23 protein-coding genes, 1 tRNA gene and 1 pseudogene are annotated in these 24,226 nt (G+C 74.1%); 10 read left to right on the plus strand and 15 right to left on the minus strand.

Annotated features, from left to right (window positions below; translation table 11 throughout):
* Window positions 1-114: 114 nt before the first annotated feature.
* Both AB0398_RS27845 and AB0398_RS27850 read right to left on the minus strand, forming a co-directional pair.
* Window positions 115-780 carry a response regulator transcription factor gene (locus tag AB0398_RS27845; RefSeq protein ID WP_015037008.1) on the minus strand — a complete coding sequence of 222 codons (666 nt, stop codon included), beginning with the start codon at window positions 778-780 and terminating at the stop codon, window positions 115-117.
* A gap of 270 nt (window positions 781-1,050) precedes the next feature.
* A complete protein-coding gene (locus tag AB0398_RS27850; protein ID WP_366378378.1) occupies window positions 1,051-1,746 on the minus strand; it encodes a DUF3000 domain-containing protein in 696 nt (231 codons plus the stop codon).
* A gap of 91 nt (window positions 1,747-1,837) precedes the next feature.
* Here AB0398_RS27850 and hemE point away from each other — a divergent pair, with 91 nt between their 5' ends.
* Window positions 1,838-2,914, plus strand: a complete 1,077-nt coding sequence (gene hemE, locus AB0398_RS27855) for a uroporphyrinogen decarboxylase (protein ID WP_366378379.1) — start codon at window positions 1,838-1,840, stop codon at window positions 2,912-2,914.
* A 119-nt stretch (window positions 2,915-3,033) separates the two neighbouring features.
* Here the strand turns inward: hemE and AB0398_RS27860 are convergent, their stop codons facing one another.
* Both AB0398_RS27860 and AB0398_RS27865 read right to left on the minus strand, forming a co-directional pair.
* Entirely contained in the window at window positions 3,034-4,407 is a 1,374-nt protein-coding gene (locus AB0398_RS27860) for an FAD-dependent oxidoreductase (RefSeq protein WP_366378380.1), read from the minus strand.
* Between the two features lie 10 nt (window positions 4,408-4,417).
* Window positions 4,418-5,419, minus strand: a complete 1,002-nt coding sequence (locus AB0398_RS27865) for a DUF4349 domain-containing protein (protein WP_366378381.1) — start codon at window positions 5,417-5,419, stop codon at window positions 4,418-4,420.
* Between the two features lie 156 nt (window positions 5,420-5,575).
* Between AB0398_RS27865 and hemG the strand changes: the two genes are divergently transcribed.
* Together hemG and hemQ are read left to right on the plus strand one after the other, a co-directional pair.
* Window positions 5,576-7,072: a protoporphyrinogen oxidase gene (gene hemG, locus AB0398_RS27870; RefSeq protein WP_366378382.1), complete on the plus strand. Its 1,497-nt coding sequence runs from the start codon at window positions 5,576-5,578 to the stop codon at window positions 7,070-7,072.
* 17 nt (window positions 7,073-7,089) lie between these two features.
* Window positions 7,090-7,803, plus strand: coding sequence for a hydrogen peroxide-dependent heme synthase (hemQ, locus tag AB0398_RS27875; RefSeq protein ID WP_366378383.1), 714 nt, complete (start codon window positions 7,090-7,092; stop codon window positions 7,801-7,803).
* A 212-nt stretch (window positions 7,804-8,015) separates the two neighbouring features.
* On the opposite strand, the gene AB0398_RS27880 is transcribed toward hemQ, so the two are convergent.
* The 3 genes from AB0398_RS27880 to AB0398_RS27890 all read right to left on the minus strand — a co-directional run bounded on the left by AB0398_RS27880 (window position 8,016) and on the right by AB0398_RS27890 (window position 11,236).
* Complete coding sequence (locus AB0398_RS27880; protein WP_366378384.1) at window positions 8,016-9,050, minus strand: TIGR04222 domain-containing membrane protein; 1,035 nt, start codon at window positions 9,048-9,050, stop codon at window positions 8,016-8,018.
* A gap of 2 nt (window positions 9,051-9,052) precedes the next feature.
* On the minus strand, window positions 9,053-10,438 hold the full coding sequence (locus AB0398_RS27885) for a DUF692 domain-containing protein (RefSeq protein ID WP_366378385.1): 1,386 nt from the start codon (window positions 10,436-10,438) through the stop codon (window positions 9,053-9,055).
* A 114-nt stretch (window positions 10,439-10,552) separates the two neighbouring features.
* A complete protein-coding gene (locus tag AB0398_RS27890; protein ID WP_366378386.1) occupies window positions 10,553-11,236 on the minus strand; it encodes a peptidyl-tRNA hydrolase in 684 nt (227 codons plus the stop codon).
* Between the two features lie 95 nt (window positions 11,237-11,331).
* Between AB0398_RS27890 and AB0398_RS27895 the strand changes: the two genes are divergently transcribed.
* From AB0398_RS27895 to AB0398_RS27905, 3 genes and pseudogenes are all read left to right on the plus strand, one after another.
* Window positions 11,332-11,661, plus strand: a complete 330-nt coding sequence (locus AB0398_RS27895; protein ID WP_366378387.1) for a hypothetical protein — start codon at window positions 11,332-11,334, stop codon at window positions 11,659-11,661.
* Window positions 11,658-11,885, plus strand: a pseudogene (locus AB0398_RS27900) (ABC transporter); the annotation flags it as partial. The gene AB0398_RS27895 and the pseudogene AB0398_RS27900, both read left to right, overlap by 4 nt.
* A gap of 115 nt (window positions 11,886-12,000) precedes the next feature.
* Window positions 12,001-12,210 carry a hypothetical protein gene (locus tag AB0398_RS27905; RefSeq protein ID WP_366378388.1) on the plus strand — a complete coding sequence of 70 codons (210 nt, stop codon included), beginning with the start codon at window positions 12,001-12,003 and terminating at the stop codon, window positions 12,208-12,210.
* An 18-nt stretch (window positions 12,211-12,228) separates the two neighbouring features.
* Here AB0398_RS27905 and AB0398_RS27910 read toward each other — a convergent pair whose 3' ends face one another.
* From AB0398_RS27910 to zapE, 5 genes are all read right to left on the minus strand, one after another.
* The gene (locus AB0398_RS27910) at window positions 12,229-13,122 is read right to left on the minus strand and encodes a polysaccharide deacetylase family protein (protein ID WP_366378389.1); all 894 of its coding nucleotides are present in this window, start codon (window positions 13,120-13,122) and stop codon (window positions 12,229-12,231) included.
* A 102-nt stretch (window positions 13,123-13,224) separates the two neighbouring features.
* The gene (locus tag AB0398_RS27915) at window positions 13,225-14,106 is read right to left on the minus strand and encodes a PPK2 family polyphosphate kinase (RefSeq protein WP_366378390.1); all 882 of its coding nucleotides are present in this window, start codon (window positions 14,104-14,106) and stop codon (window positions 13,225-13,227) included.
* 80 nt (window positions 14,107-14,186) lie between these two features.
* Window positions 14,187-15,563, minus strand: a complete 1,377-nt coding sequence (locus AB0398_RS27920; RefSeq protein ID WP_366378391.1) for an alkaline phosphatase PhoX — start codon at window positions 15,561-15,563, stop codon at window positions 14,187-14,189.
* A gap of 171 nt (window positions 15,564-15,734) precedes the next feature.
* Entirely contained in the window at window positions 15,735-16,160 is a 426-nt protein-coding gene (locus AB0398_RS27925; RefSeq protein WP_366378392.1) for an OsmC family protein, read from the minus strand.
* 38 nt (window positions 16,161-16,198) lie between these two features.
* Complete coding sequence (zapE, locus tag AB0398_RS27930; RefSeq protein WP_366378393.1) at window positions 16,199-17,284, minus strand: cell division protein ZapE; 1,086 nt, start codon at window positions 17,282-17,284, stop codon at window positions 16,199-16,201.
* A gap of 63 nt (window positions 17,285-17,347) precedes the next feature.
* Between zapE and AB0398_RS27935 the strand changes: the two genes are divergently transcribed.
* The 4 genes from AB0398_RS27935 (at window position 17,348) to msrB (ending at window position 20,695) form a co-directional block, all read left to right on the plus strand.
* Window positions 17,348-18,124, plus strand: a complete 777-nt coding sequence (locus AB0398_RS27935; RefSeq protein ID WP_366378394.1) for a pyrimidine reductase family protein — start codon at window positions 17,348-17,350, stop codon at window positions 18,122-18,124.
* 105 nt (window positions 18,125-18,229) lie between these two features.
* Entirely contained in the window at window positions 18,230-18,700 is a 471-nt protein-coding gene (locus AB0398_RS27940; protein WP_366378395.1) for an indole-3-glycerol phosphate synthase, read from the plus strand.
* A gap of 172 nt (window positions 18,701-18,872) precedes the next feature.
* Window positions 18,873-20,264: a UDP-N-acetylmuramate--L-alanine ligase gene (gene murC, locus AB0398_RS27945; protein WP_366378396.1), complete on the plus strand. Its 1,392-nt coding sequence runs from the start codon at window positions 18,873-18,875 to the stop codon at window positions 20,262-20,264.
* Between the two features lie 23 nt (window positions 20,265-20,287).
* Window positions 20,288-20,695, plus strand: a complete 408-nt coding sequence (msrB, locus tag AB0398_RS27950; protein ID WP_366378397.1) for a peptide-methionine (R)-S-oxide reductase MsrB — start codon at window positions 20,288-20,290, stop codon at window positions 20,693-20,695.
* Window positions 20,696-20,810: 115 nt separating this feature from the next.
* Here msrB and AB0398_RS27955 read toward each other — a convergent pair whose 3' ends face one another.
* From AB0398_RS27955 to AB0398_RS27965, 3 genes are all read right to left on the minus strand, one after another.
* Window positions 20,811-22,448, minus strand: coding sequence for a DUF4157 domain-containing protein (locus AB0398_RS27955; protein WP_366378398.1), 1,638 nt, complete (start codon window positions 22,446-22,448; stop codon window positions 20,811-20,813).
* 203 nt (window positions 22,449-22,651) lie between these two features.
* Window positions 22,652-22,724, minus strand: a tRNA-Ser gene (locus tag AB0398_RS27960).
* A 70-nt stretch (window positions 22,725-22,794) separates the two neighbouring features.
* Entirely contained in the window at window positions 22,795-24,174 is a 1,380-nt protein-coding gene (locus AB0398_RS27965) for a hypothetical protein (protein WP_366378399.1), read from the minus strand.
* Window positions 24,175-24,226: the final 52 nt, after the last annotated feature.

Below are 24,226 nucleotides of genomic sequence, written 5' to 3' on the forward strand. Positions count from 1 at the left end.
CACTTCATTTTTTTTTTTTTTTGTTTTTCGTGGTGCGGTTTCCGCGCCCCGCCGCGCGGGCCGTCGCCCCCCCCCCCCCCGCCCCGCCCCCCCCCGCCGCCTGTCCACCGCAGGTCAGTGGATGATCCCCGTCCGCAGGGCCACCGCGACCATGCCGGCGCGGTCTCCGGTGCCCAGCTTGCGGGCGATGCGGGCGAGGTGGCTCTTGACGGTCAGGGCGGACAGGCCCATGGAGACGCCGATCGCCTTGTTCGACTGGCCCTCCGCGACGAGCCGCAGCACCTCGACCTCACGGCCGGAGAGCTCGCGGTAGCCGCCCGGGTGGCTCGGGGCACCCGGGGGGCGGCGGTGGCCCAGACGGGCCGCCGCGGCGCCGATGGGGGCGGCGCCGGGACGGGTGGGGTGACCGATGTTGGTCCGGGTGCCGGTGACGACGTAGCCCTTCACGCCGCCCGCGAGGGCGTTGCGCACGGCGCCGATGTCGTCGGCGGCCGAGAGGGCGAGGCCGTTGGGCCAGCCCGCGGCGCGGGTCTCGGACAGCAGGGTCAGGCCGCTGCCGTCGGGCAGGTGGACGTCGGCAACGCAGATGTCGCGCGGGTTGCCGACGCGGGGACGGGCCTCCGCGATGGACGACGCCTCGATCACGTCACGTACTCCGAGGGCCCACAGGTGACGGGTCACGGTGGAACGGACGCGCGGATCGGCCACGACGACCATGGCCGTCGGCTTGTTCGGGCGGTAGGCGACCAGGCTTGCGGGCTGCTCGAGGAGAACGGACACCAGGCCTCCTGGGGGGAAGGTGGGGGGACGGAGCCGGCTCGGGGAAGAAGCCGGGGGCGGACCCGTGCTGTGAACGGGGTCACTGACTCCTTCGGCAGCATGACCGCCCGCCTTTAGGGAAAGATCACGATTTGGTGAGTAACAATTAGGGCAATTCGGACGCCTGATCGATCATCCTACGAGCGGGCCCCGCTCCGTCACCCTCCCGGGGGAGCCCCGGAGCGCCTTTCCGAACGCCCTGTACAACGCGCCGGAGCGCTCCGGGAAACGTCAGACCTGCTGCGGACCCCGCCGCTGCGGCAGCGAGACGACGCCCCCGCCCGTGGCCGTCCCCGCCGCCCCCGGCTCGGCGGACGCGGGCGGCAGCCCCGCGATCTGGCAGAGCAGGTCGCACCAGGCCGCCAGGTGCGCCCCCGTGTCCGGCACCCCGTTCAGGCCCTCGCGCGGCGTCCAGGAGGCCCGGATCTCGATCTGGGTCGCCGGCCGCCGGTCCGCGAGTCCGCCGAAGTAGTGCGAGCCCGCCATCGTCACGGTCCCGCTCGCCTCCCCGTACGCGAGCCCCCGCGCCTCCAGGGCCCCCGTCAGCCAGGACCAGCACACCTCCGGCAGCAGCGGGTCCGCCGCCATCTCCGGCTCCAGCTCCGCCCGCACCAGCGTCACCAGGCGGAACGTTCCCTTCCAGGCCTCGTGCCCGGCCGGGTCGTGCAGCAGGACGAGCCGCCCGTCCGCCAGGTCGTCCTCGCCGTCGACGACCGCCGCCTCCACCGCGTACGCGTACGGGGCCAGCCGCTGCGGCGGTCTGGTCGGGTCCACCTCGATCTCGGGCCGCAGCCGCGCCGCGCGCAAGGCCTCCACCGCCCGCCGGAAGGCCGGTGGCACCGGGTTCGCCTCCGTACTGCCCGCCGTTTCGTCCGTCCCTCGATCGCCGTCGGAATGATCGGAAAAGTGTCCCTGAGCCGCAGCCATGCGGGGAAGAGTAGGCGGAACGGGGCCTCCGTGCAGGGAGGGACACCCGGCCCGGACGAGCGGCTTCCCGCCACATGCGAAGATTCTGGGCGTGAGTGCCAACGACAGCCCGCAGGGCCAGCAGACGAAGCAGCAGTCGCGGACGTACGACTCCGCGTTCCTCAAGGCGTGCCGGCGCGAGCCGGTGCCGCACACCCCCGTCTGGTTCATGCGGCAGGCCGGGCGCTCCCTCCCCGAGTACCTGAAGGTCCGCGAGGGCATCCCCATGCTGGAGTCGTGCATGCGGCCCGAGCTGGTCACCGAGATCACGCTCCAGCCGGTGCGCCGCCACAAGGTCGACGCCGCCATCTACTTCAGCGACATCGTCGTCCCCCTCAAGGCCATCGGCCTCGACCTCGACATCAAGCCCGGCGTCGGCCCGGTCGTCGCCGAGCCGATCCGCACCCGCGCCGACCTGGCCCGGCTGCGCGACCTGACCCCCGAGGACGTCCACTACGTCACCGAGGCCATCGGCATGCTCACCGGCGAGCTGGGCGACACCCCGCTCATCGGTTTCGCCGGCGCGCCCTTCACCCTCGCGAGCTACCTCGTCGAGGGCGGTCCGTCGCGTAACCACGAGCACACCAAGGCGCTCATGTACGGCGACCCGCAGCTCTGGGCCGACCTCCTCGACCGCCTCGCCGAGATCACCTCGACCTTCCTCAAGGTCCAGATCGAGGCCGGCGCCTCCGCCGTGCAGCTCTTCGACTCCTGGGTCGGCGCCCTCGCCCCGGCCGACTACCGCCGCTCCGTGATGCCCGCCTCCGTGAAGGTGTTCGACGCGGTCGCCGGCTACGGCGTCCCGCGCATCCACTTCGGCGTCGGCACCGGCGAGCTGCTCGGCCTCATGGGCGAGGCGGGCGCGGACGTCGTCGGCGTCGACTGGCGCGTCCCGCTCGACGAGGCCGCCCGCCGCGTCGGCCCCGGCAAGGCGCTCCAGGGCAACCTCGACCCCGCCGTCCTCTTCTCCTCCCGCGAGGCCGTCGAGACCAAGACGGACGAGGTCCTGGCCGCCGCCAAGGGCCTGGAGGGGCACGTCTTCAACCTGGGCCACGGCGTCCTGCCGACCACCGACCCGGACGCGCTGACCCGCCTCGTCGAGTACGTGCACACCCACACGGCCGTCTGACCCGACCGCCGGGAAGCACCGCCGAGCACCCGCACGACCGGCCGACCGCCGGGAACCACTCACGCGACGGCGACGGCCGCCGGGGCACCCCCCGGCGGCCGTCGCCGTACGGGCTCCCTTCAGCCCGCCGCGCGGACCGCCGCCGTCGCCTTGCGGGCCGCGACGAGCACCGGGTCCCACACCGGCGAGAACGGCGGCGCGTACCCCAGGTCCAGGGCCGTCATCGCCTCCACCGTCATCCTCGCCGTGAGCGCCACCGCCGCCACGTCCACCCGCTTCGCCGCGCCCTCCCGGCCCACGATCTGCGTCCCGAGCAGCCGCCCGGTCCGCCGCTCGGCCAGCATCTTCACCGTCATCGGCGCGGCCCCCGGGTAGTAGCCCGCCCGGCTCGTCGACTCGACCGTCACCGTCACGAACCGCAGCCCCGCCTCCCGGGCCTCCTTCTCCAGCAGGCCGGTCCGCGCGATCTCCAGGTCGCACACCTTCGACACCGCCGTGCCCACCACGCCCGGGAAGGTCGCGTAGTCGCCGCCGACGTTCGTCCCGATGACCTGGCCCTGCTTGTTCGCGTGCGTCCCGAGGGCCACGTGCCGCATCCGGCCCGAGACCAGGTCCAGGACCTCCACGCAGTCGCCGCCCGCCCAGACGTTCCCGTGCCCCCGCACCCGCATGCCCAGGTCGGTGAGCAGCCCGCCGTACGCCCCGAGCGGCAGCCCCGCCTCCTCGGCGAGCGAGGTCTCCGGCCGCACGCCCGTGCCCAGGACCACCACGTCCGCCGGATACTCCTCCTCGTCCGTCGCCACCGCACGGACCCGGCCGTCGGGCCCGGTGAGGACCTTCGTGACCGCCGCCGAGTTGACCGTCCTGATCCCGAGCCCGTCCATCGCCGCGTGCACCAGCCGGCCCATGTCCGGGTCGAGGGTCGCCATCGGCTGCTCGCTGCGGTTGAGGACGGTCACCTCGTAGCCCCGGTTGAGGAGCGCCTCGGCCATCTCCACGCCGATGTACCCGGCGCCGACCACCACCGCCCGCCGGCCCTCCGTGCCGGAAAGCGCGTCGATCAGGGCCTGGCCGTCGTCCAGGTTCTGCACGCCGTGCACCCCGGGCGCGTCGATCCCCGGCACCGGCGGGCGCAGCGGCCGCGCCCCGGTCGCGATCACCAGCTTGTCGAAGCCGGTCCACTCCTCCGCGCCGGACTCCAGGTCCCGGGAGCGGACCCGCTGCCGCTCGACGTCGATCTCCGTCACCTCGGTCCGCGTCCGCAGGCCGATGTCACGGGCCCGGTGCTCCTCGGGGGACCGGGCGATCAGCTCGTCGCGCGAGCCGACGTCCCCGCCGACCCAGTACGGGATGCCGCAGGCCGAGTACGAGGAGAAGTGACCGCGCTCGAAGGCGACGATCTCCAGCTCCTCCGGGGACTTGAGCCTGCGCGCCTGCGACGCGGCGGACATGCCCGCCGCGTCGCCACCGATGACCACCAGTCGTTCGCTCATGGGGACGACGCTACTTCTCCGGCGCCTCCGCCGGACGGGGGGCCGCCTCCTCGGGGCGCGGCCCCGGCACCGGGGCGGGGCGGCGGGCGGCGAGCCGGGGGCGGACCAGCCGGCGCCAGAGGACGAGGGCGACCAGACCGACCGCGAGCCACGGGGCCAGGGCGGCGAGCACGACCAGGACCCAGGCCACCACGGCGACCAGCGCGTTCCAGCCGCCGCCCAGCGCGTCCAGGAAGCCGGGACGGCCCTCCTCCTCCGGCTCCCCGGCCTTCGGCTCCTCCTTCCGCTCCTCGGTGAGCTGGAGGGTGATCGTCGCCAGCGACGTCCGGTCCTTCAGCGAGGACTGCTGGGCGAGCAGCGCCTCCAGGTCCGCCTGACGCCGGCTCAGCTCGGCCTCCAGGGTCACCACGTCGGACAGCCGGTCCGCCCGGTCCATCAGCTCCCGCACCCGCGCCACGCTCGCCCGCTGGGTGGCGATCCGGCTCTGCACGTCCACCACCTGGTCGGTGACGTCCTGCGCGTCGGCCTTGCGGCCCAGCAGCCTGCCGGTGCCCGCCAGTTCGGCGAGGACGGAATCGTACTTCTCCTGCGGCACCCGCAGCACGATCCGCGAGGCGAGGTACGCGTCGTCGACCCGCTCCGTCGACTCGTTCTCGACCCGCCCGCCCGCGTCCACCGCCGCCGTACGGGCCGTGGCCAGGGCCTTCGCCGTGTCCACGACCTCCACGGACAGTGAGGCGGTGCGGATGACGTGCTGCGGGGCCGGCGCCTTCGCCGGGGCCTTGCCGGAACCGGAACCGGAACCCGTACCGGAATCGGCCCCGGAACCGGAGGAGGGCCCCGAGGCCCCCGAGGACCCGTCCGCCGTGCCCCCGCCCGGCGCCCGGTCGGCGGGCTGCGCCGCCCGTGCCCCCGCCTCCTTGTCGCCCGCGTCCGACCCGCCCGCGCCGCAGCCCGTCAGAACCAGTGAAGCCGTCAGCAGGACGGCGGCCGCCGTACTCGTTCCCCGCACGGGATCCCCCAAGGTGGTGATGTCTTCGGCAGTGCCTTCTCGGTGATGCCCCTTTGACGCACGACCCCGTGGCGCGGGTTGCCGTTCCGCGGTAGCGATGCGGTCACGGTCGGGCCTCGGAACGGGAGCGGACGGGCGATTTGAGAGAGTGGTCCCATGAACGCGGACACCACGGCACCCCACGTCGTCGTCGCCGGGGGCGGGATCACCGGCCTCGCGGCCGCCCACCGGCTGGCCCTCGCCGGCCACCGGGTGACCCTCCTCGAAGCGGACGGCCGGCTCGGCGGCAAGCTCCTCGCCGGGGAGGTCGCGGGCGCCCCCGTGGACCTCGGCGCCGAGTCGCTGCTCGCCCGCCGCCCCGAGGCGGTCGCCCTCGCCCGCGCCGTCGGCCTCGGCGACCGGCTCCTCGCCCCCGCCACCGCCACCGCGTCCGTCTGGTCCCGGGGCGACCTCGTCCCCATGCCGAAGGGACACGTCATGGGCGTCCCCGGCGACGCCCGCGCGCTCGGGGGCCTCCTCTCCGAGGAGGGCGTGCGCCGGATCGCCGCCGACCTCGACCTGCCGCCCACCGAGATCGGGGACGACATCGCCATCGGCGCGTACGTCGCCGCCCGCATGGGCCACGAGGTCGTCGACCGCCTCGTCGAACCCCTCCTCGGCGGGGTGTACGCCGGGGACGCCCACCGCATCTCCATGAGGGCCGCCGTCCCGGCCCTCTTCGAGGCCGCCCGCGAGCACCCCACGCTCACCGCCGCCGTCCGCGCCGTCCAGCGGGCCGGCGCCGCCGTCCCGGCCGACGCGGCGGGCGCCGCCACCGGCCTCGGCGGCTCCGTCTTCGCCGGCGTCGAGGGCGGTGTCGGCACCCTGCCCGGCGCCGTCGCCGGCGCGGTCCGCGCCGCCGGCGGCGAGATCCTCCTGAACGCCCCCGTGACGGCGCTGCGCCGCACCGGGGCCACCGGCTGGCAGGTCGTGAGCGGCGACCGCGTCCTCGCCGCCGACGCCGTCGTCCTCGCCACCCCCGCCGGGCCCGCCGCCGCGCTCCTCGCGGAGCACGCCCCCGCCGCCGCGCGCGAACTCGACGCGATCGAGTACGCCTCCATGGCCCTGGTCACCTTCGCCTTCCGCCGCTCGGACGTCTCCCTCCCGGCCGGCTCGGGCTTCCTCGTGCCCCCCGTCGACGGCCGCACGATCAAGGCCTCCACCTTCTCCTCGCGGAAGTGGGGCTGGGTGGCCGACGCGGCCCCCGACCTGTTCGTGCTCCGCACCTCCGTCGGCCGCCACGGCGAGGAGGAGCAGCTCCACCGCGAGGACGCCGACCTCGTCGACGCCTCCCTCAAGGACCTCGCCGCCGCCACCGGCCTCGGCGCCCGCCCGGTCGCCACCGAGGTCACCCGCTGGACCGGCGGCCTGCCCCAGTACCCGGTCGGCCACCTCGCCCGCGTCGCCCGCGTCCGCGAGGCCGTCGCCGCCCTGCCCGGACTGCGGATCGCGGGCGCCGCGTACGACGGCGTCGGCATCCCCGCCTGCATCGCCTCGGCGCACCGCGCGGCCGACGGGATCGCGGGCGCGCCCACCGGCGGAGGCTCCGGTTCCGCCGACGAGATCATCGCCACGTCGGAAACGGCGGCCCCCGGTGCGGGGCACTCCTCGTGACGGGCGAGAATAGGCGTATGAGTGCGCCCGAAAAGATCCCGAACGCCGGTAAGAAGGCGAAGGACCTCAACGAGGTCATCCGCTACACCCTGTGGTCCGTCTTCAAGCTGCGCGACGTCCTGCCCGAGGACCGGAGCGGCTACGCCGACGAGGTCCAGGAGCTGTTCGACCAGCTCGCGGCCAAGGACATCACCGTCCGGGGCACGTACGACCTCTCCGGTCTGCGCGCCGACGCCGACGTCATGATCTGGTGGCACGCCGAGACGAGCGACGAGCTCCAGGAGGCGTACAACCTCTTCCGCCGCACCCGCCTGGGCCGCGCCCTGGAGCCGGTCTGGTCGAACATGGCGCTGCACCGCCCGGCCGAGTTCAACAAGTCGCACATCCCGGCCTTCCTGGCCGACGAGAACCCGCGCGACTACGTCTCGGTCTACCCCTTCGTCCGCTCCTACGACTGGTACCTGCTGCCGGACGAGGACCGCCGCCGGATGCTGGCCGACCACGGCAAGATGGCCCGGGGCTACCCCGACGTCCGCGCCAACACGGTCGCCTCCTTCTCGCTCGGCGACTACGAGTGGCTCCTCGCCTTCGAGGCCGACGAGCTGCACCGCATCGTGGACCTCATGCGCCACCTGCGCGCCTCCGAGGCGCGGATGCACGTCCGCGAGGAGGTCCCGTTCTACACCGGCCGCCGCAAGGACGTCGCCGACCTGGTGGCGGGCCTGGCCTGACGGCCGTACGAAACCCGGTGGCGGCCCGGCTCCCGGCCGGGCGCGCCATCCTCCGACCCGGAAGGTCAGACGGCCGGCGGAAACCATCCGCCCGCCGCTCCAGCGACACCGGGTCCGGCTCCTGGTGCGGCGCGCGTCACGCGCGCCGCACCGGCGTCATTTCCGGGACCTTTTCCGCGCCTTTTCCGCCCCTTCTCCGCGCGTACGGGCGGTCAGCTGCTGGAGCTGGAACACGAGCTCGAACTGGAGCTTGAGCACGAGCTGGAGCTCGAACTCGAACACGAGCCGGAACTCCCCCCACAACTGCCGGCGCCCCCTCCCGAGCAGGATCCGGAGGAGCAGGAGCCCGACGAGCAGGAACCCCCGCCGCCCCCGCCTCCACTGCCGCACGAGCCCGAGTCCGCGCACCACACGGCGACCACGCCGAGCGCGTCCGCGCCCGGGGAGGACGAGGAGGAGTGGTGGTGCGGGGACGGCCCCGAGCGCCCGCCGCGTCCGGGCCTCCGCGGCCCGTTGACGCGGGCGGCGGCGAGGAGTTGCTCCCGGAGCACCGGGTCCGGCAGCGCCCGCAGCCCGTGGAGGGCCACGAGGTGGCCCGCGTCCGCGAGGTGCCCCCGCTCGCTCCCGTACGCGGCGAGCGCCCGCCGGCCCGCCGGGGTGACCCGCCCGGCGGAGGCCGTCCCGCAGACCACGGCCGCGGCGCCCATGGCGAACAGCGCCGGGACCACCTTGAAGGTGAACGGCACCGAGAACCCGTCGTCCGTGGCGAAGTCGGCGACCGTGAGGAAGAACGAGACCGGGAACAGGACGAACGCCGCGACGCCGACCACGACGCACCACCGGTTCGTGACGCGCCGCGTCGCCGGGTCCACGAGGAGCCCGCGCTCCGCGAGCCCGTCGCCGATCTCCTGCACCGCCGGATGCCGCATCACGGCGAGCCGCAGGTGGTGCAGGGCCCCGTGCGGGGCGGCGGCGTGCTCCTGGAGCACCGCGCGCTCCACCAGGTCGCGCGCGGTCGGGCGCACGACGGCCACGACGCCTGGCCCGCCGACCGCGATCCGGCCGTCCGCCTGGAGGGCCGCGAAGGCGCTGTCGGCGACCCTGGCCGGACCGCCGTGGAGGAAGGCGGCCTCGTACCGGTCGTGGACCGGCCCGCCGGAGCCGCCGCGCGACCGGACGACCCGGGTGACGAGCAGGGCGACGGCGACGGCGGCCACGAGGTAGTACAGGGCGATCGGGAGGCCCATGGTCATCTCCGTACGAGTGCGTGGCGGGCGGCCCGGACGAGCCGCGCGGCGGGGCCCGGCGGGCGGCTGCCGGAACGGTCCTGCCACCACCGGGTGAGCAGGCGGTGCGCGGCCGGGTCCTCCGGGCGCCCGGCGAGCAGCAGGTGCTCGGCGAAGTCGAGCGCGTCCCGGCGGTAGCCGCCGTTCATGGGACGGGACCGGGCGTACGCGAGGAACGCGGGCCGGAACTCCCGGCCCAGGATCCCGGGCAGCTCCGGCGCGACCTTCGCGACCACCCCGGCCCGCTTGGCCGCGAGCGCCCGGCTCTGCACCCCGATCCGCCGGCTGTCGAACCCCTCGGGCACGGGCGTCCCGGCGACGAGCGCCGAGAGCAGCGAGGCCTGCGCGAGCCCGAGCCGCTGCCGCGCGCCCCCGTCCGGTACGGGCACGGGCACGACGGCCTCCGGCGCCGCCGGGGGCGCGTCCGGGACGACCCCGGGCATCGGCCCGCCGGAGACGCGGGCACCGGCGCCGATGAGCAGCGGCCGACCGGCCGGCCGCTCCGCCGCCGCCTCCCGGCGGACGGACGCCCCCGCCACCGTCGCCCGGATCACGGTCAGTTCCTCCGCCAGCTCCGCCGCCGCCGGGAAGTCGTCGTCCCGCTCCAGGAGCACCCCCGGCGGGGAGACCCGGGAGGCGAGGTCGGCGAGGACGTCGAGGACCGGGCGGGGCACCGGGTGGGCGTGCGTGTCGTGCCAGACGCCGTCCCGCTCGACGCCGCCCGCCACGTGCACGTACGCGATGGCCTCGACGGGCAGCTCGGACAGGGCCCGCGCCGGGTCCTCGCCGCGGTTGACGCGGTTGGTGTGCAGGTTGGCCACGTCGATGAGGAGCCGCACCCCCGTGCGCTCCACCAGCTCCGCGAGGAACCGCCCCTCCGTCATCTCCTCGCCCGGCCAGGAGATCAGGGCGGCGATGTTCTCCAGGGCGAGCGGCACGGGCAGCGCGTCCTGGGCGATGCGCACGTTCTCGCAGAGCACGTCGAGGGCGTCCCGGGTGCGGGGCACGGGCAGCAGGTGGCCCGCTTCGAGCGCCGGGGACGCCGTGAGCGCCCCTCCGGCCCGTACGAACGCGATGTGCTCGGTGACCAGCGGCGCCCCAAGCGCCACCGCCTTCTCGCCGAGCGCCGCGAGCCGGCCGGGATCCGGCCGGCCCGCGCCGCCGAGCCCGAGCGAGACGCCGTGCGGCACGACCGTGACGCCGCGCCGCCGCAGCCGGGTCAGGGAGTCGGGCAGATGGTCCGCGCAGATGTTCTCCGCGACGACCTCCACCCAGTCGACCCCGGCCAGTCCCTCCACCGCCTCCGCGATCTCGGGACGCCAGCCGATGCCGATGCCGAGTTCCGTCATGGTCCCCCTCCTTCGGTCCTCAGTTCCCCTGTGATGGCCCACGCGGGAACGTTCGAACCCCGGGAGGGGGACGTTCAGAGCTTCATTTGAGGTTTCGGGGCTCCGGTGGTCGTCTCAGTCGGTCCGGGGGAACGCCGACACCACCGTGGCCGAGCCCGGGGCGATCTCCGTGAAGCCCGCGTCGCGGACGACCGGGAGGCCGCTCGTCGTGAGGGCGGGCCAGTCCGCGGCCGGGGCGGTGCGCACGGCGAGCGGGAAGCCCGCCTTCCGCCAGGCCTCGCGCCCGTCCTCCGGCATGGCCCACCAGAGGAGCTGGGCGCCGTGGCCCGCCTGGGCCATCGACTTGCCAGCCGACATGTCCAGGTCCGGGTTGAACCACAGCACCGCCGCCCCCTCCGGCACGGGGCCGGGGGCGGCCGGGTCGTCGAGGTCGGTGCCCGAGACCTGGAGGCGGGCCAGGTCCTTGGGCCAGCCGTCGAGCGGGACCGGCGGGAAGACCCGCACCTCCGCCTCCGCGCCGGTGACCGTGATGCCGGGGAGCGCGCACGCCCGCCGCCACTCGGCGCCGCGCGCCCGGCGCACCACCTTGCGGATCCGGGCGTCCTGCCAGTCGGCCATGGCTCGCGCCCACTCGCCCTCGCCGGTGGAACGCCCGTCGGTCAGGATCTCCAGGACGGCCCGCGCCGCGGTCTCCAGGGCGTCGGTACGGGCCGGGGGCGCGTCGCGCTCGATCCGTACCACCAGGGGGAGGACGAACTGGGGCTTCTCGTCGCGGAGATCGGTCTCGTCGCTGTTCACCGGGCAAGTCTGCCATCGCCGCCACGAGCGCCGTCACCGGCGCCGTGACGAGCGGTTCTTGTGGGAATCGCCGCGTCCGCGCCAGGATGCCGCCCATGACGGGTGATCTCTCCGCCGGTGGGCGGCCGAGGCTGGAGAGGGCCGGGCGCCGGCACGGCCCGCGAGGGCCGTGGGCGCTGCGCGGGGTCGACCTCGCCCTGCCTCCCGCCGCCCTGGTGCGGATCACCGTCTCCGGCGGGCGCGCGCTCCCCGAACGGCCGCCGGGCGGACCGGCCGTCGCGCCCGGCCCCGACGGCACCACCGTCCCCACGATGGGCGAGGCCCACTCCGACGCCCTGCTCGGGGCGCTCCTCGCGGCCTCCTGGCACGTCCACCGGCTCCACACCGGGCGGACCGAACCCTCCGAAGGGGGCGTACGGGCATGACGGCGCTGCTGCGCTACCAGTCGGGTCTCCTCCTCCGCTCGCGGCGGTGGCTGGCGCCGCTCCTCCTGTACGCGGTCTTCATCGGCGTCGGCGTGCGGGCGGCCGAGCCGGTGCTCGACGCGCTCGGGTTCGCCGCCGCCGCCCTGCTGCCGGTGACGGCCTGGACGGTGCGGATCTGCCTCACCCAGGAGCCGCCCGCCGCGCGGAACGTGGTCGCGGCCGCCCTGCTCCTCGCGGCGGGGGCGGCGTTCCTCGCCTGCCGCGCCACGGCACGCCTGGAGTGAGCGCGGCCGGATCGCGTACGGCCGGGGCGGGCGCGCCGGGAGTACGCTCGGACACATGACCGAGACCACGCCCGCGTCCGCATCCGTGTCCGCGTCGTCCTGCACTCCCGAGCCCGCCCCGAGGCCCGAACCGGCGGCCGAGGGTCCGTTCGCCGCCTGCGTGCTGTGCCAGGAGCCGACCGAGTACCCGGCGTCGGCCAAGGGCGTCACGCTCTGCCCGGTGTGCGAGTGGCAGGAGGCCCAGCGCATGTCGTGCTCCGGCTGAGACTCCTCCCGGGGCGCCTCAGCCGCGCATGAGGTCGGACACCTTCACGAAGCGGTAGCCGCGGGCCCGCAGCTCCGGGACGATCCGGCGGATCGCCCGCTCGGTGACGGGCGCGGCGCTGCGCGTGCAGTGCATGACCACGAGCGAACCGGGCTTCACCCCGTCGAGCACCTGCTCCGCGACCGCGTCCGCGTCCTTCGCGAAGGCGTCCCCGCTGACCACGTCCCACTGGACCGCCGTCACCCCGGCGGGGCCGAGGGCGCGCAGGGCCGTGTCGTCGTAGCAGCCGCCGGGGAAGCGGAAGTACGGGACGACGTTGACGGCCCCGGCGTCCCGGAAGGCGTCGAAGGCGCGCTGCACGTCCGCCGCCATGTCGGGCCCGGGGACGGTGGGCAGGCCGTAGCAGGGGGACGCGAAGGCGTAGTGGCTGTACGAGTGGTTGGCGATCTCGAAGCGCGGGTCGCCGCCGATGGACCGGGCCTGGTCCGGGTACTCCTCCGCCCAGCGGCCCGTCATGAAGACGGTCGCGTCCACTTCCAGGCGGCGCAGGGTCGCGATGAGCTCCGGGTTGTCGAAGCGCTCGCCGCGCGCGGCCCTGGGCCCCTGGTCGGCCGTCATGTCGGCGTCGAAGGTGAGCGCCACGACCTTCTCGGCGCCCTTCGGGGAGTTCGCGGCCCGGCGCGTGTAGACGGGGGTGAGCCCGTTCGGGCCGGGCGCCATGGTGGGCGCGGCGGCGGGCTCGGCACCCGGCTTGGGCCGGGCGGCGTCGCTCGTGCTCGCGCTCGCGGAGGGCGAGGGGACGCCGGCCGACGCCTTCGCGCTCGGGGCCTTGGGGGCGGCGCCCTCGCCGCAGCCGACGAGGACGGCCCCCAGTAGACCGAGGGCCGCCACTTTTCGTACAGGAATATTCACGATCGGAAGTTATCCGATCAAAGTTATTAATGCTCGCGACCCGGCAGGAGGGGTGCCCGAGTCCATGCGCCGGGCCGACACACGGCCCTGCGGGCGGCCCGCTCAGGAGGCCAGGAGCAGTTTCCGGCTCTCCTCCACGTCGAAGTCCCCCGGCGGGTACTTCGGGTCCAGCGCCTCCAGGTGTTCGAGGAGGAGCTTGCTGATCGCCCAGTTCCGGTACCACTTGCGGTCCGCCGGGACCACGTACCAGGGCGCCGTGTCCGTCCCGCAGCGCTCCAGGGCCAGTTCGTAGGCCTTCCGGTAGTCCGGCCACAGGGCCCGTTCCTCGATGTCGCCCATGTTGAACTTCCAGTGCTTGTCGGGGTCGTCGAGGCGCTGGAGGAGCCGGGCGCGCTGTTCCTCGTACGAGAGGTGGAGGAAGACCTTGACCACCGTCACGCCGTCGTCCGCGAGGGACTTCTCGAAGTGGTTGATCTGCCGGTAGCGGCGCTTGATCTCGGAGCGGGAGACCAGCTCGTGGACGCGCGGGACGAGGACGTCCTCGTAGTGCGAGCGGTCGAAGATGCCGATCTCGCCCGGGAGGGGCAGCGCCTTCTCGATCCGCCAGAGGAAGGGGTGCTCCTTCTCCTCGGTCGTCGGGGCCTTGAAGCCCCGCACCCGGCAGCCCGACGGGCTGAAGAACCCGATCACGTGCTTGACCGTGCCGCCCTTGCCGCTGGTGTCCATGCCCTGGAGGACCAGGAGCAGCCGCCGGCGGTCCCCGGCGGTGCTCGACGCGTACAGGCGCTCCTGGAGGTCGGCCAGGCGCGGCCCGAGGCCGGCGGTGGCGGCCGTGCCGGCCGCCTTGTCGGCGGGGCCGGCCGGGATGCCGCGGGCGTCGTACGAGGCGAGGTCGACCGGCTCGCCCACGGGGACGCGCAGGACGTCCCGCAGCACCGGCTCCCGCTCCTCGCGCCGCTTCTTGCCCTCGTGCTTCTTCGGCATCTCGCGCTCCTTCCGCAGTCCCGCCCTCCTGCCCCCGATCCTCCACCGCAACCGGGCCGCCCGCGACCTCCGGGGACGGGTCAGCGGCGCCAGGGGCCCGTCACGGCGAACGTCGTCCCCGGCGTGTAGCAGTTGACGTACATCGTGCTCCGGTCCGGCGAGAAGGTGACCCCGGCGAACTCGCCCCACTCGGGCTCCCCGGGCGTGCCGATGTTCTGCCGCCCCCGGGCCACCGGATAGACCTCGCCCCGCTCGCTCACCCCGAAGACGTGCTGCGCGCCCCCGCCGTCCTCGCTGACCATCAGGCCCCCGGTCGGCGCCAGACAGATGTTGTCCGGCGACTCTCCCGGCAGTTGCACGTCGGTGCTCGGGCCGAAGAGCACGACGAGGGTGAGGCGGCGCCGGTGCGGCTCGTACTTCCACACCTGGCCGAAGTGGGTGGCCGCCGAGCCGTCCCCGGCCCGCGCGAACGACGACACGAAGTAGACGGCCCGCCCGCCCCAGTAACAGCCCTCCAGCTTCTGCGCGTGCGTGATGCCCTGGGGGCCGAAGTCCTGGAACCTGATGGGCGTTCCGGCCGCGAGCGGATCCGGTACGGGGACCCATGCGACGCCCTCGAAGCGGGCGCCGGTCTCCTGGACCGCGGAGAGGTCGGGGACGCCCGGCACCCGCATCGCCTCCAGGGCGCCGCCCGCGCGCAGCGAGCCCGTGCCGCCGAGCGGCTTGCGGGGGAGGAAGCGGTAGAAGAGCCCGAAGGGGCGGTCGAAGGCGTCCTCCGTCTCGTACACGATGCCGCTGTGCGGGTCGACGGCGACGGCCTCGTGCTGGAAGCGGCCCATGGCGGTGAGCGGGACGGCCCCGGTGCGGCGCGGATCGGCGCCGTCGACCTCGAAGACGAAGCCGTGGTCCTTGGCGTAGCCGTTCGTGCCGGCCTTGTCCTCGGTCTCCTCGCAGGTCAGCCAGGTGTTCCAGGGCGTGGGCCCGCCCGCGCAGTTGACGGCCGTGCCCGCGACGGCGACCCGCTCGCCGAGGACATTGTTCCGGCTGTCGAGTTCGAGGGCCGTGCAGCCGCCCTTGGCCGCCGGGTCGTACGTGAGGCCGGGGACGGCCGGGACGCCGATCTTCCCGGTGACCTTGTTCTCGTGGTTGCGGACCAGGTGCACCCGGCCCCGGTGGCCGGGGAAGGCGCCCATGCCGTCGTGGTTGCTCGGGACGGGCCCCTCGCCGGAGCGGAGCGGGTCGCCCTGCCGGGAGAGGACCTTGTACCGGAAGCCGGCCGGCAGGTCGAGGAGGCCGGCGGGGTCGGGCACGAGGGGGCCGTAGCCGCCCCGGGGCGGACGGTCGCCGGGCGCGGCCGAGGCGCTTCCCGCGAAGAGTTCGGAGAGGGCGCCGGTGAAGGCGATCCCGGCGACGGACGCGCCGGTGCGGGACAGGATCTGACGTCGTGTTGCGGACATGGGCAACGGGCTCCCCTGCTGGAGGACAGGATGTGACGCTCCGTCGTGTCACGTGTTGCCTGTGTGACGTGCGACCCGCACGTGTGTATCACGCACTCCGGTGGCGCGTGAACCATGCGGGCCGCAACTGTCGGGTGTGGTGCGGTTCCTGACCGGTGGTCAGGTGCGGAATCAGCCCAGTTCGGCGGTGAGGGTGATGTTCGTGCCCGACAGCGCCTGGCTGACCGGGCAGTTCTTCTTCGCGTCCTCCGCCGCCGCCCGGAAACCGTCCTCGTCCAGGCCGGGGACCTCGCCGCGCACGGTCAGGTGGATGCCGGTGATGCCCTCGCCCGGCTGGAAGGTGACGTCGGCCTTGGTCTCCAGGCGGGCGGGCGGGGTGCCCGCGCCGGCCAGGCCGTGGGAGAGGGCCATCGAGAAGCAGGAGGAGTGCGCGGCCGCGATCAGTTCCTCGGGGCTGGTCTTGCCGTTCGGCTCCTCCGACCGGGCGGGCCAGGAGACGTCGAACTGTCCGACGCCGGAGGAGTCGAGGGAGACGACGCCGGAACCCTGGATGAGGTTGCCCTCCCAGACGGTGTGGGCGTGACGCACGGTGGCCATGGTGGATCCCTTTCGATCGGTCGGGTACGGCCCCCAAGCTACTGCGCGACGAGCCCCTTCGCGTCGCGGGCGAGCGCGGTGAGCCGCGAGATCGCCCGGAAGTACTTCTTGCGGTACCCGCCGTTCAGCATCTCCTCGCTGAACAGGCGGTCGAAGGGCAGGCCGGAGGCGAGCACCGGTATCTCGCGGTCGTACAGCCGGTCGGCCAGGACGACGAGCCGCAGCGCGGTCGACTGGTCGGGCACGGGCCGCACGTCGGTGAGGCAGACGGCGGTGAGGTCGTCGGTCAGGGCGCCGTACCGGCTCGGGTGCACCCTGGCCAGGTGTTCGAGCAGGTGCGGGAAGTCGTCCAGGGAGGCGCCCGGCGTGGCGTAGGCGGTCTCCGTGACGGTCTGGTCGGAGTGCGGCGCGGGGGCCTCGGGCAGGCCGCGGTGGCGGTAGTCCTCGCCGTCGATCCGCAGCGGCCGGAAGTGGGCGGAGAGGCCCTGGATCTCGCGGAGGAAGTCGGCGGCGGCGAAGCGGCCCTCGCCGAGCTTGCCGGGGAGCGTGTTGGAGGTGGCGGCGAGCGCCACGCCCGCCTCGACCAGCTTGCCGAGGAGGCTGGAGACGAGGACGGTGTCGCCCGGGTCGTCGAGCTCGAACTCGTCGATGCAGAGGAGCCGGTGCCCGCTCAGCGTCCGCACGGTCTGCTGGAAGCCGAGCGCGCCGACCAGGTTGGTCAGCTCCACGAAGGTGCCGAAGGCCTTCAGGGCGGGGTCGGCGGGGGTCGCGTGCCAGAGCGAGGCGAGCAGGTGGGTCTTGCCGACGCCGTACCCGCCGTCCAGGTAGACCCCGCGCGGCCCGGTGGGGGCGGCCGGCTTCTTCGCGAACCAGCGGCGCTTCCCGGCGCCGGAGGCGTGCGCCCCGCCCAGACCCTCGGCGAAGGCGCCCAGGACCTCGACGGCCTGCGTCTGGCTGGGCTGGTTCGGGTCCGGTATGTACGTGTCGAAGCGCACGGAGTCGAAGCGCGGCGGCGGCACCATCTCCGCCACGAGGCGCTCGGCGGGGACGTGGGGCTCTCGGGAGCAGAGCGAGAGCGGGGCCGCTGCGGAGGAGACGGCTTCGGTGAGGGCACGGGTCGACACAGTTCCCCACTGTAAGCGCCATGTCAGACTGCCTGGATGCGACGCCTGTTTCCTGTGACGGACATGACAGCCGGACCGGCCGCGCCGACCGCGCCCGCCGGACCGGCCCCCGGGGCCGGGGACGGCGACTGGTCCCTCGACGCGCTCGCCGACGCCTACGCCTACCCGGAGGGCGACGGCCCCTGGCTGCGGGCCAACATGGTCTCCTCGCTCGACGGCGCCGGCCAGCACGAGGGGCGCTCCCAGCCGCTCTCCTCCGACACCGACATGAGGATCTTCGGGACCCTGCGCGGGCTCGCCGACGTGATCGTGGTGGGCGCGGAGACCGTACGCCTGGAGGGGTACCGCCCCGCCCGCGCGCGGGAGGCCTTCGCGGAGCGCCGGGCCGCCGCCGGGCAGGGTCCGGCCCCCGTGATCGCCGTGGTCACCGGCTCCCTCGACCTGGACTTCTCGCTTCCGCTCTTCACCGCGCCACTGGTGCCGACCCTGGTCCTGACCGGGAGCGGGGCGCCGGCCGAGCGGGTCCGGGCGGCCCGGGAGGCGGGGGCGGAGGTGCTGTTCGCGGGCGACGGGGCCCGGGTGGACCCCGCCCGTGCCCTGGCGGCGCTGACGGAGCGCGGCCTGCGGCGCCAGCTCACCGAGGGCGGGCCGAGGCTGCTCGGCCAGTTCGTGGCGGCGGGGGTCCTGGACGAGCTGTGCCTGACGATCTCGCCGACGATGACGGCGGGGGACGCCCAGCGGATCGCCGGAGGCCCTCCGGTGGCCGTCCCGACACGCTTCCAGGTGGCTTCCGTCCTGGAGCGGGACGGCTTCCTCTTCACCCGCTACCTTCGGTCCTGAGAAAAGCGGAATTCGCCGTTCCGCTTACCGTCCGCTGGGCACACTTACAGTCGCAGACCCCGTGCGAACACGGGGAAGGATGGTTTCCGCAGAAGGGCTCCCGAGGTGTTCACAAGCGTTCTGATGATCGAGAAGCCGCTGACGTCCGTGGACGTGGAATTCGTCACCACGCTGCACGGCGACGAGGGCGTGTCCTTCATCGTTCTGATGCAGCCGCGCGGTGACCAGGCCGATGTACTGCTGCGTGCCATCGACGACGTCGCCATGGGCGAACTGAAGGAAGCGGCCCGCGAGGGCGAGGAACCGGAGGGCCGGGAGGCCAGGCCCCCCGCCGAACAGGCCCTGGAGCACTCGCTCCAGGCCCTCAGGGACGCCGGCTGCGAGGCGGTCGGCCAGGTCGTCGAGGACCACCCGCTCGACCGGATGAGGGCGGTCGTCGACGAGGCGGGGGCGGACGAGGTGATCGTCCTCACCGCGCCGCACTACGTGGAGGAGTTCTTCCACCGGGACTGGGCCTCCCGGGCCCGCCACAAGGTCGGCGTCCCGGTGCTCAAGCTCTTCGCGCACAGCGAGTGACCGGGCGGTGACGGCCGGGCCCGCGCTCCGTGCGGGGGGCGCGGGCCCGGCCGTGCCCCGCCGGGCGGGCCCGGTGTGAACCACTAGGCTGGGTCCCACACCTGAAGCACACCCAAGAACACCCAAAGCACACCCAAGAACACCCAACGAAACGTCTCGGGGAGAGATCCACATGGCACCCGCCATTCCCGCCGCCATGGAACGGCCGCACTTCATCGGCATCGGCGGTGCCGGGATGTCGGGCATCGCCAAGATCCTGGCCCAGCGCGGCGCCAAGGTCGCCGGCAGCGACGCCAAGGAGTCCGCGACCGCCGAGGCCCTGCGCTCCCTCGGCGTCACCGTGCACATCGGCCACGCGGCCGAGCACCTGGCCGACGACGCCTCCGCCGTCGTCGTCTCCAGCGCCATCCGCGCCGACAACCCCGAGCTGGCCCGCGCCGCCGAGCTCGGCATCCCGGTCGTGCACCGCTCCGACGCGCTCGCCTCCCTCATGGACGGCCTGCGCGCGATCGCGGTCGCCGGTACGCACGGCAAGACGACGACCACCTCCATGCTGGCCGTCGCCCTCACCCACCTCGGCCTCGACCCCTCGTACGCCATCGGCGGCGACCTGGCGGGCCCCGGCACCAACGCGCTGCACGGCGACGGCGAGGTCTTCGTCGCCGAGGCCGACGAGAGCGACCGCAGCTTCCAGAAGTACGACCCCGAGGTCGCGATCGTCCTCAACGTCGAGCTGGACCACCACGCGAACTACGCGTCCCTGGAGGAGATCTACGAGTCCTTCGAGGCCTTCACCGCCAAGATCCGCCCCGGCGGCACCCTGGTCGTCGGCGAGCACGCGGGCGCCCGCGAGCTGGCCCGCCGGGTCGCGGACCGCGAGGGCCTGGAGATCGTCACGGTCGGCGAGTCCGAGGACTCCGACGCGCGCATCCTGAAGATCGTCCCGAACGGCATGAAGAGCGAGGTGACCGTCGCCCTCGACGGCGCCGAGCACATCTTCACCGTCTCGGTCCCCGGCCGCCACTACGCCCACAACGCCGCCGCCGCGCTCGCCGCCGGCGCCCGCGTCGGCATCGACCCGGCCGAGCTGGCGCAGGCCCTCACCGCCTACACCGGCGTCGGCCGCCGCCTCCAGCTCAAGGGCGAGGCGAGGGGCGTGCAGGTCATCGACTCGTACGCGCACCACCCCACCGAGATGACCGCCGACCTGGAGGCCATGCGGGGCGCCGCGGGCGACTCCCGGCTCCTCGTGGTCTTCCAGCCGCACCTGTTCTCCCGGACCCAGGAGCTGGGCGAGGAGATGGGCGACGCGCTGGCCCTCGCGGACGCCTCCGTCGTCCTCGACATCTACCCGGCCCGCGAGGACCCGATCCCGGGCGTCACCAGCGAGCTGATCGTCGAGGCGGCGCGGAAGGCTGGCGCCGACGTGACGCCCGTCCACAACAAGGGTGCCGTGCCCGAGATCATCGAGGGAATGGCCGGACCCGGCGATCTCGTTCTCACCATGGGGGCGGGCGACGTCACGGACCTCGGCCCGCGCATCCTGGACCACCTGTCGAAGTAGTGCGGAGCAGAGGGAGCGAGCCGATGGCGTACGACGTCGAGAAGCCGGACGAGCAGTGGCGTGCGGAGCTCAGCCCGGCGGAGTACCAGGTGCTGCGCCAGGCGGGCACCGAGCCCGCCTTCCGCGGCGAGTACACCGACACCACCACCAAGGGCGTCTACTCCTGCCGGGCGTGCGGCGCGGAGCTTTTCACCTCGAACGAGAAGTTCTCGTCGCATTGTGGCTGGCCGTCCTTCTACGACCCGAAGGACTCCGACGCGGTCGAGCTGATCGAGGACCGCACCCACGGCATGGTCCGCACCGAGGTCCGCTGCTCCCGCTGCGGCTCCCACCTGGGCCACGTCTTCGAGGGCGAGGGCTACCCGACCCCGACGGACCAGCGGTACTGCATCAACTCGATCTCGCTGCGGCTGGAGCCGGTGGAGGGCTGAGAGGGCCGACGGAAGGTCTCCGGGCGCGCCGCCCGCCGTGCCGGGCGCCGCGCCCGGCACGGCCGACAAGCCCCCGGCCCTCTCGAACCGACCTCTGGCCCTCTCGAACCGACCTCTAGCCCTCTCGAACCGACCCCTGGCCCGCCAGGATGTCGGCGAAGACGATCACGGCCGCGCTCTCGCCGTACTTCGCCGACTGCTCCTGCCGGAAGTCGCCGCTCCGCACGAGGATCCGGCGGATGTGGATCTTCGTGCCGATGGGGAAGGTCATCTCCTGCTCGGACTGGTTGTTCCTGCCGAGCGCCCTTCCCCGGTGGCCCTCCGGGAGGCCGAACTCCCAGACGATCTCCTTGCCGGCCACGTACGTGTGGGTCAGCGGATCGCCGTACGTGGTCGACAGGATCGCCGGCCACTCGATCGTCTGGTCGACCGAGACGTAGCCGCCGTCCGGGTGGCTCTCCTGCTGCTTGAGGACGCCGCCGAACGAGTCGTACATGTGCCTGCTGTCGCCCCGCAGCACATTGCCCTCCTCGTTCGCGCGGGACGCCTCGAAGTCGTCCCACACGCCGTTGATCCGGGCGAAGATGTCGAAGGTGTCCGCGAGGTGCTTCTCGTCCCACGACCCCGTGGTCTGCTCGTCCGCGTAGCCCCGCGCCATGGCGATGCTGCGCCACGCGTCGAGCACCGCGCTCTCCTTCGACGTGTAGGAGAAGCCGGGGGCGGCGATCTCGCCAGGGGCGAAGCCGACCTGCACGAGTGCCGCGAGGAGCGGGTTGATCCGGCGGTAGTCGGCGCTGAGGTAGTTCTCGCCGAGGTCGAGGTCCTTCTGCTTCTGCTTGGCCGCGACGGCCGCCGGGTCCAACTCCAGGGCGCGAGCCGCTTCGTACTCCGCGCGGGACGCCTCCCGCCCCTCGGCCGTCCCCCACGACTTGTCCTTGGTGGAGGCCCGGGGCTTCCTGCCGTCCGCGCCCGCGGAGATCAGATAGGACCCGAAGCCGAAACCGAGGATCGTCTGCCCCTCCACGTCCCCCTCGTCCGTGTGCTTGACGACCGGGGTCCCCTTCGGGAGGCCCGCCGCGAGGGTGCGCTGCACGGGCGCCTCCGCCGCACCGGCCGTCCCGGAGCCCGCCGCACGCCCCACGTCGGAGGAGGCCCGGGGGGCCGGACGGCTCATCACCGCGCGGGCGTTGGCCTCGGCCTCGCGCTCGAAGCGGTCGGAGGGGTCGGAGACTTTCAGCCCGTCGCCGTTGTCGGTGCCGCTGACCGGCCCCCGGCGCTGCTGGATGACGTGGGTGAGCTCGTGGGCGAGGGTGTGCGCGTCGTGCCCGCCCTCGCCGAGGACGACGTGGTTGCCGGAGGTGTAGGCCCGCGCGCCGACCTCGGCGGCGGAGGCCCTGGCGGCGCCGCCGGTGTGGACGCGTACGTCGGAGAAGTCGGCGCCGAGCCGGGACTCCATGTCCGTACGGGTGGCCCGGTCCAGGGGCCGGCCGGGGCGGCGCAGGACGTCGTGGACGGAGGAGCGCTGGACGGCGGGGGCCGCGACGCCCTCGTGGCCGCAGCCGTCTCCGTGCCGGTGCCCCTCCGCGTCCGGGCCGTGACCGGCCCGGCGGAGCATCTGGACGACCGCCGCGTTGCCCACGGCGCCCTGGAGGGAGAGGAGTTCGGACCGTGGGCGCTCGGCCTCGGCGGGCGCGTGCCTCGCCTCCCGGCCGGCCTTGGCCCCGGTGGCCTGCTCGTTCTCCCGCTCACGCATCGGGCTCCGCCCCTCCTGGGATCGTCGGCAACGTCTCAGTCAACCCGAAGGGCACGGCCCGGCGGAAGGTACTTCGGGGCAGAATCGGGGCCCCCGCGACGGTCTCCCGCGGCACTTCCGTACAGACGCCGCGGCTCGGTGGGGGCCGTGCCCCGCGCCGTTCCGCTGCGCGGATCATGTCCGACGCCCGGAGAGGGGAACGGCGGCAAGGACAGGATTCGAACCTGCGTCCACCCGGAGATCGAGCCGGGCGCTCCTCCGCAGAGCTTCCTTGCCGCCGCCCCGATCATCCGTCCGGACGGACGACCGGAGCAAACGATTAACACCACCGGGACCGGCCGGCCCGTCACAGCCATTCGGCCGCCGCGGCCCGCTGGCCCCTCCCCGAGAAGACCCCGGCCGACCGCCGCAGGGCGCTCGCCGTCAGCGGATCGGCGACGGCCACGCCGTGGACGAGTTCCGGCGTACGGCGGAACGGGGCGGGCTCCGCCACCGGCCGGGGCGCCGTCCAGCCGCCCGCCACCGGATCCACGCCGTACCGCGCGCAGACCGCCTCGACCAGCGAGCGCGGACACTCCTCCTCGCCCCGGAGGACCGCCCACGGCCGCGGCAGCTCCGCCCACACGTACGTGTCGGGGTGCAGGCCCCCGCCGCTCCTGCGGTGCCAGTACGCCACGTCCGCTGCCATCAGCCGCGGCACCTTGCCCGGACACACGCGGTCCAGGACCTCCTCCTGTCCCAGCTCCGTCATCAGGGCGAACCAGTGGGCCCGCGCGGTGCTCCACGCCTGGGCCGCCTGGTTCCACGTCGAGGAGTCGTGCCCCGGGCGCACGACCATGCTCGCGGGCTCGATGGAGGACGAGCGCTCCCACGCGTCTTCGAGGAGTTCGGCCACCTCGCGCAGGAAGCGGTTCCAGCGGACCAGGAGCCGGACGAGCTCGTCGTCCGACAGGTGCCCGAGGACCTCGGGGACGGGGTGCACGTGCGCCACCGCGTACCAGTTCGTCCGCTCCTCCGCCGCCCGCAGCCGCTGGAACAGCGCGTCCGCCACCTCGTCGTACGGCCTGCGCTGCCCGCCGTTCGTGAAGACGCTGCGCATGTACCCGCGGGCCGTGAGGTAGGCGACGAAGGCCGCCGTGTCCGGATCGCCCGCGAACTCCTCGTACGACAGGGTGTGCGCGAGCGCGCCCTTGCCGGTGACGACGACCTCGCGACGGCGCTGCTCGTGGAGGAGCCGGGCCAGCTTGGCCTCCATCCGGCGCAGCAGCCGGAAGCGCTTGTTGTACTGCCGCTTGGACAGCTCGCCGATCCCGGCCTCGGCGCGCTCCGCCCGGTTCAGCCGGTCCATGCCGAAGTCGTTCTCCCCGTACTCCCGGTGTATCTCCTCGCCGGCCCGCCGGATCACGGCCTCGATCCGGGCGGGGTCGTCCCCGGCGTCCTCGGGGAGCGGGGGCAGCGAGGGGAAGAGGGCCGCGGCGCGGCCGAGTTGGCGCCGGGCGCCGACGGGGTGGGCGAAGTCCTCCAGCATGGAGGTGTATCCGTGCCACACCCTGCTCAGCGCGTGCGCGGCGGCCTTCTCCAGAGCGGCCGCGGTCGCGGGATCGGGCGTGACCCGGCGGGCGGCGAACAGTTCCTGGACCAGATGGGCGATGTCCTCGGGGCGCTTGCGGAGCCGGAGCGAGGCGTGCAGATGACGCAACTGCTCCTCGGCGGGGTGCGACGGCATGCGGCTCACCCTGTCAGCACCGCCGCGGCGGCTCCACCGAATAAGGGGACCG

This window comes from Streptomyces sp. NPDC086147, assembly GCF_040702165.1.
In the GTDB taxonomy this organism is placed as follows: Bacteria; Actinomycetota; Actinomycetes; order Streptomycetales; family Streptomycetaceae; genus Streptomyces.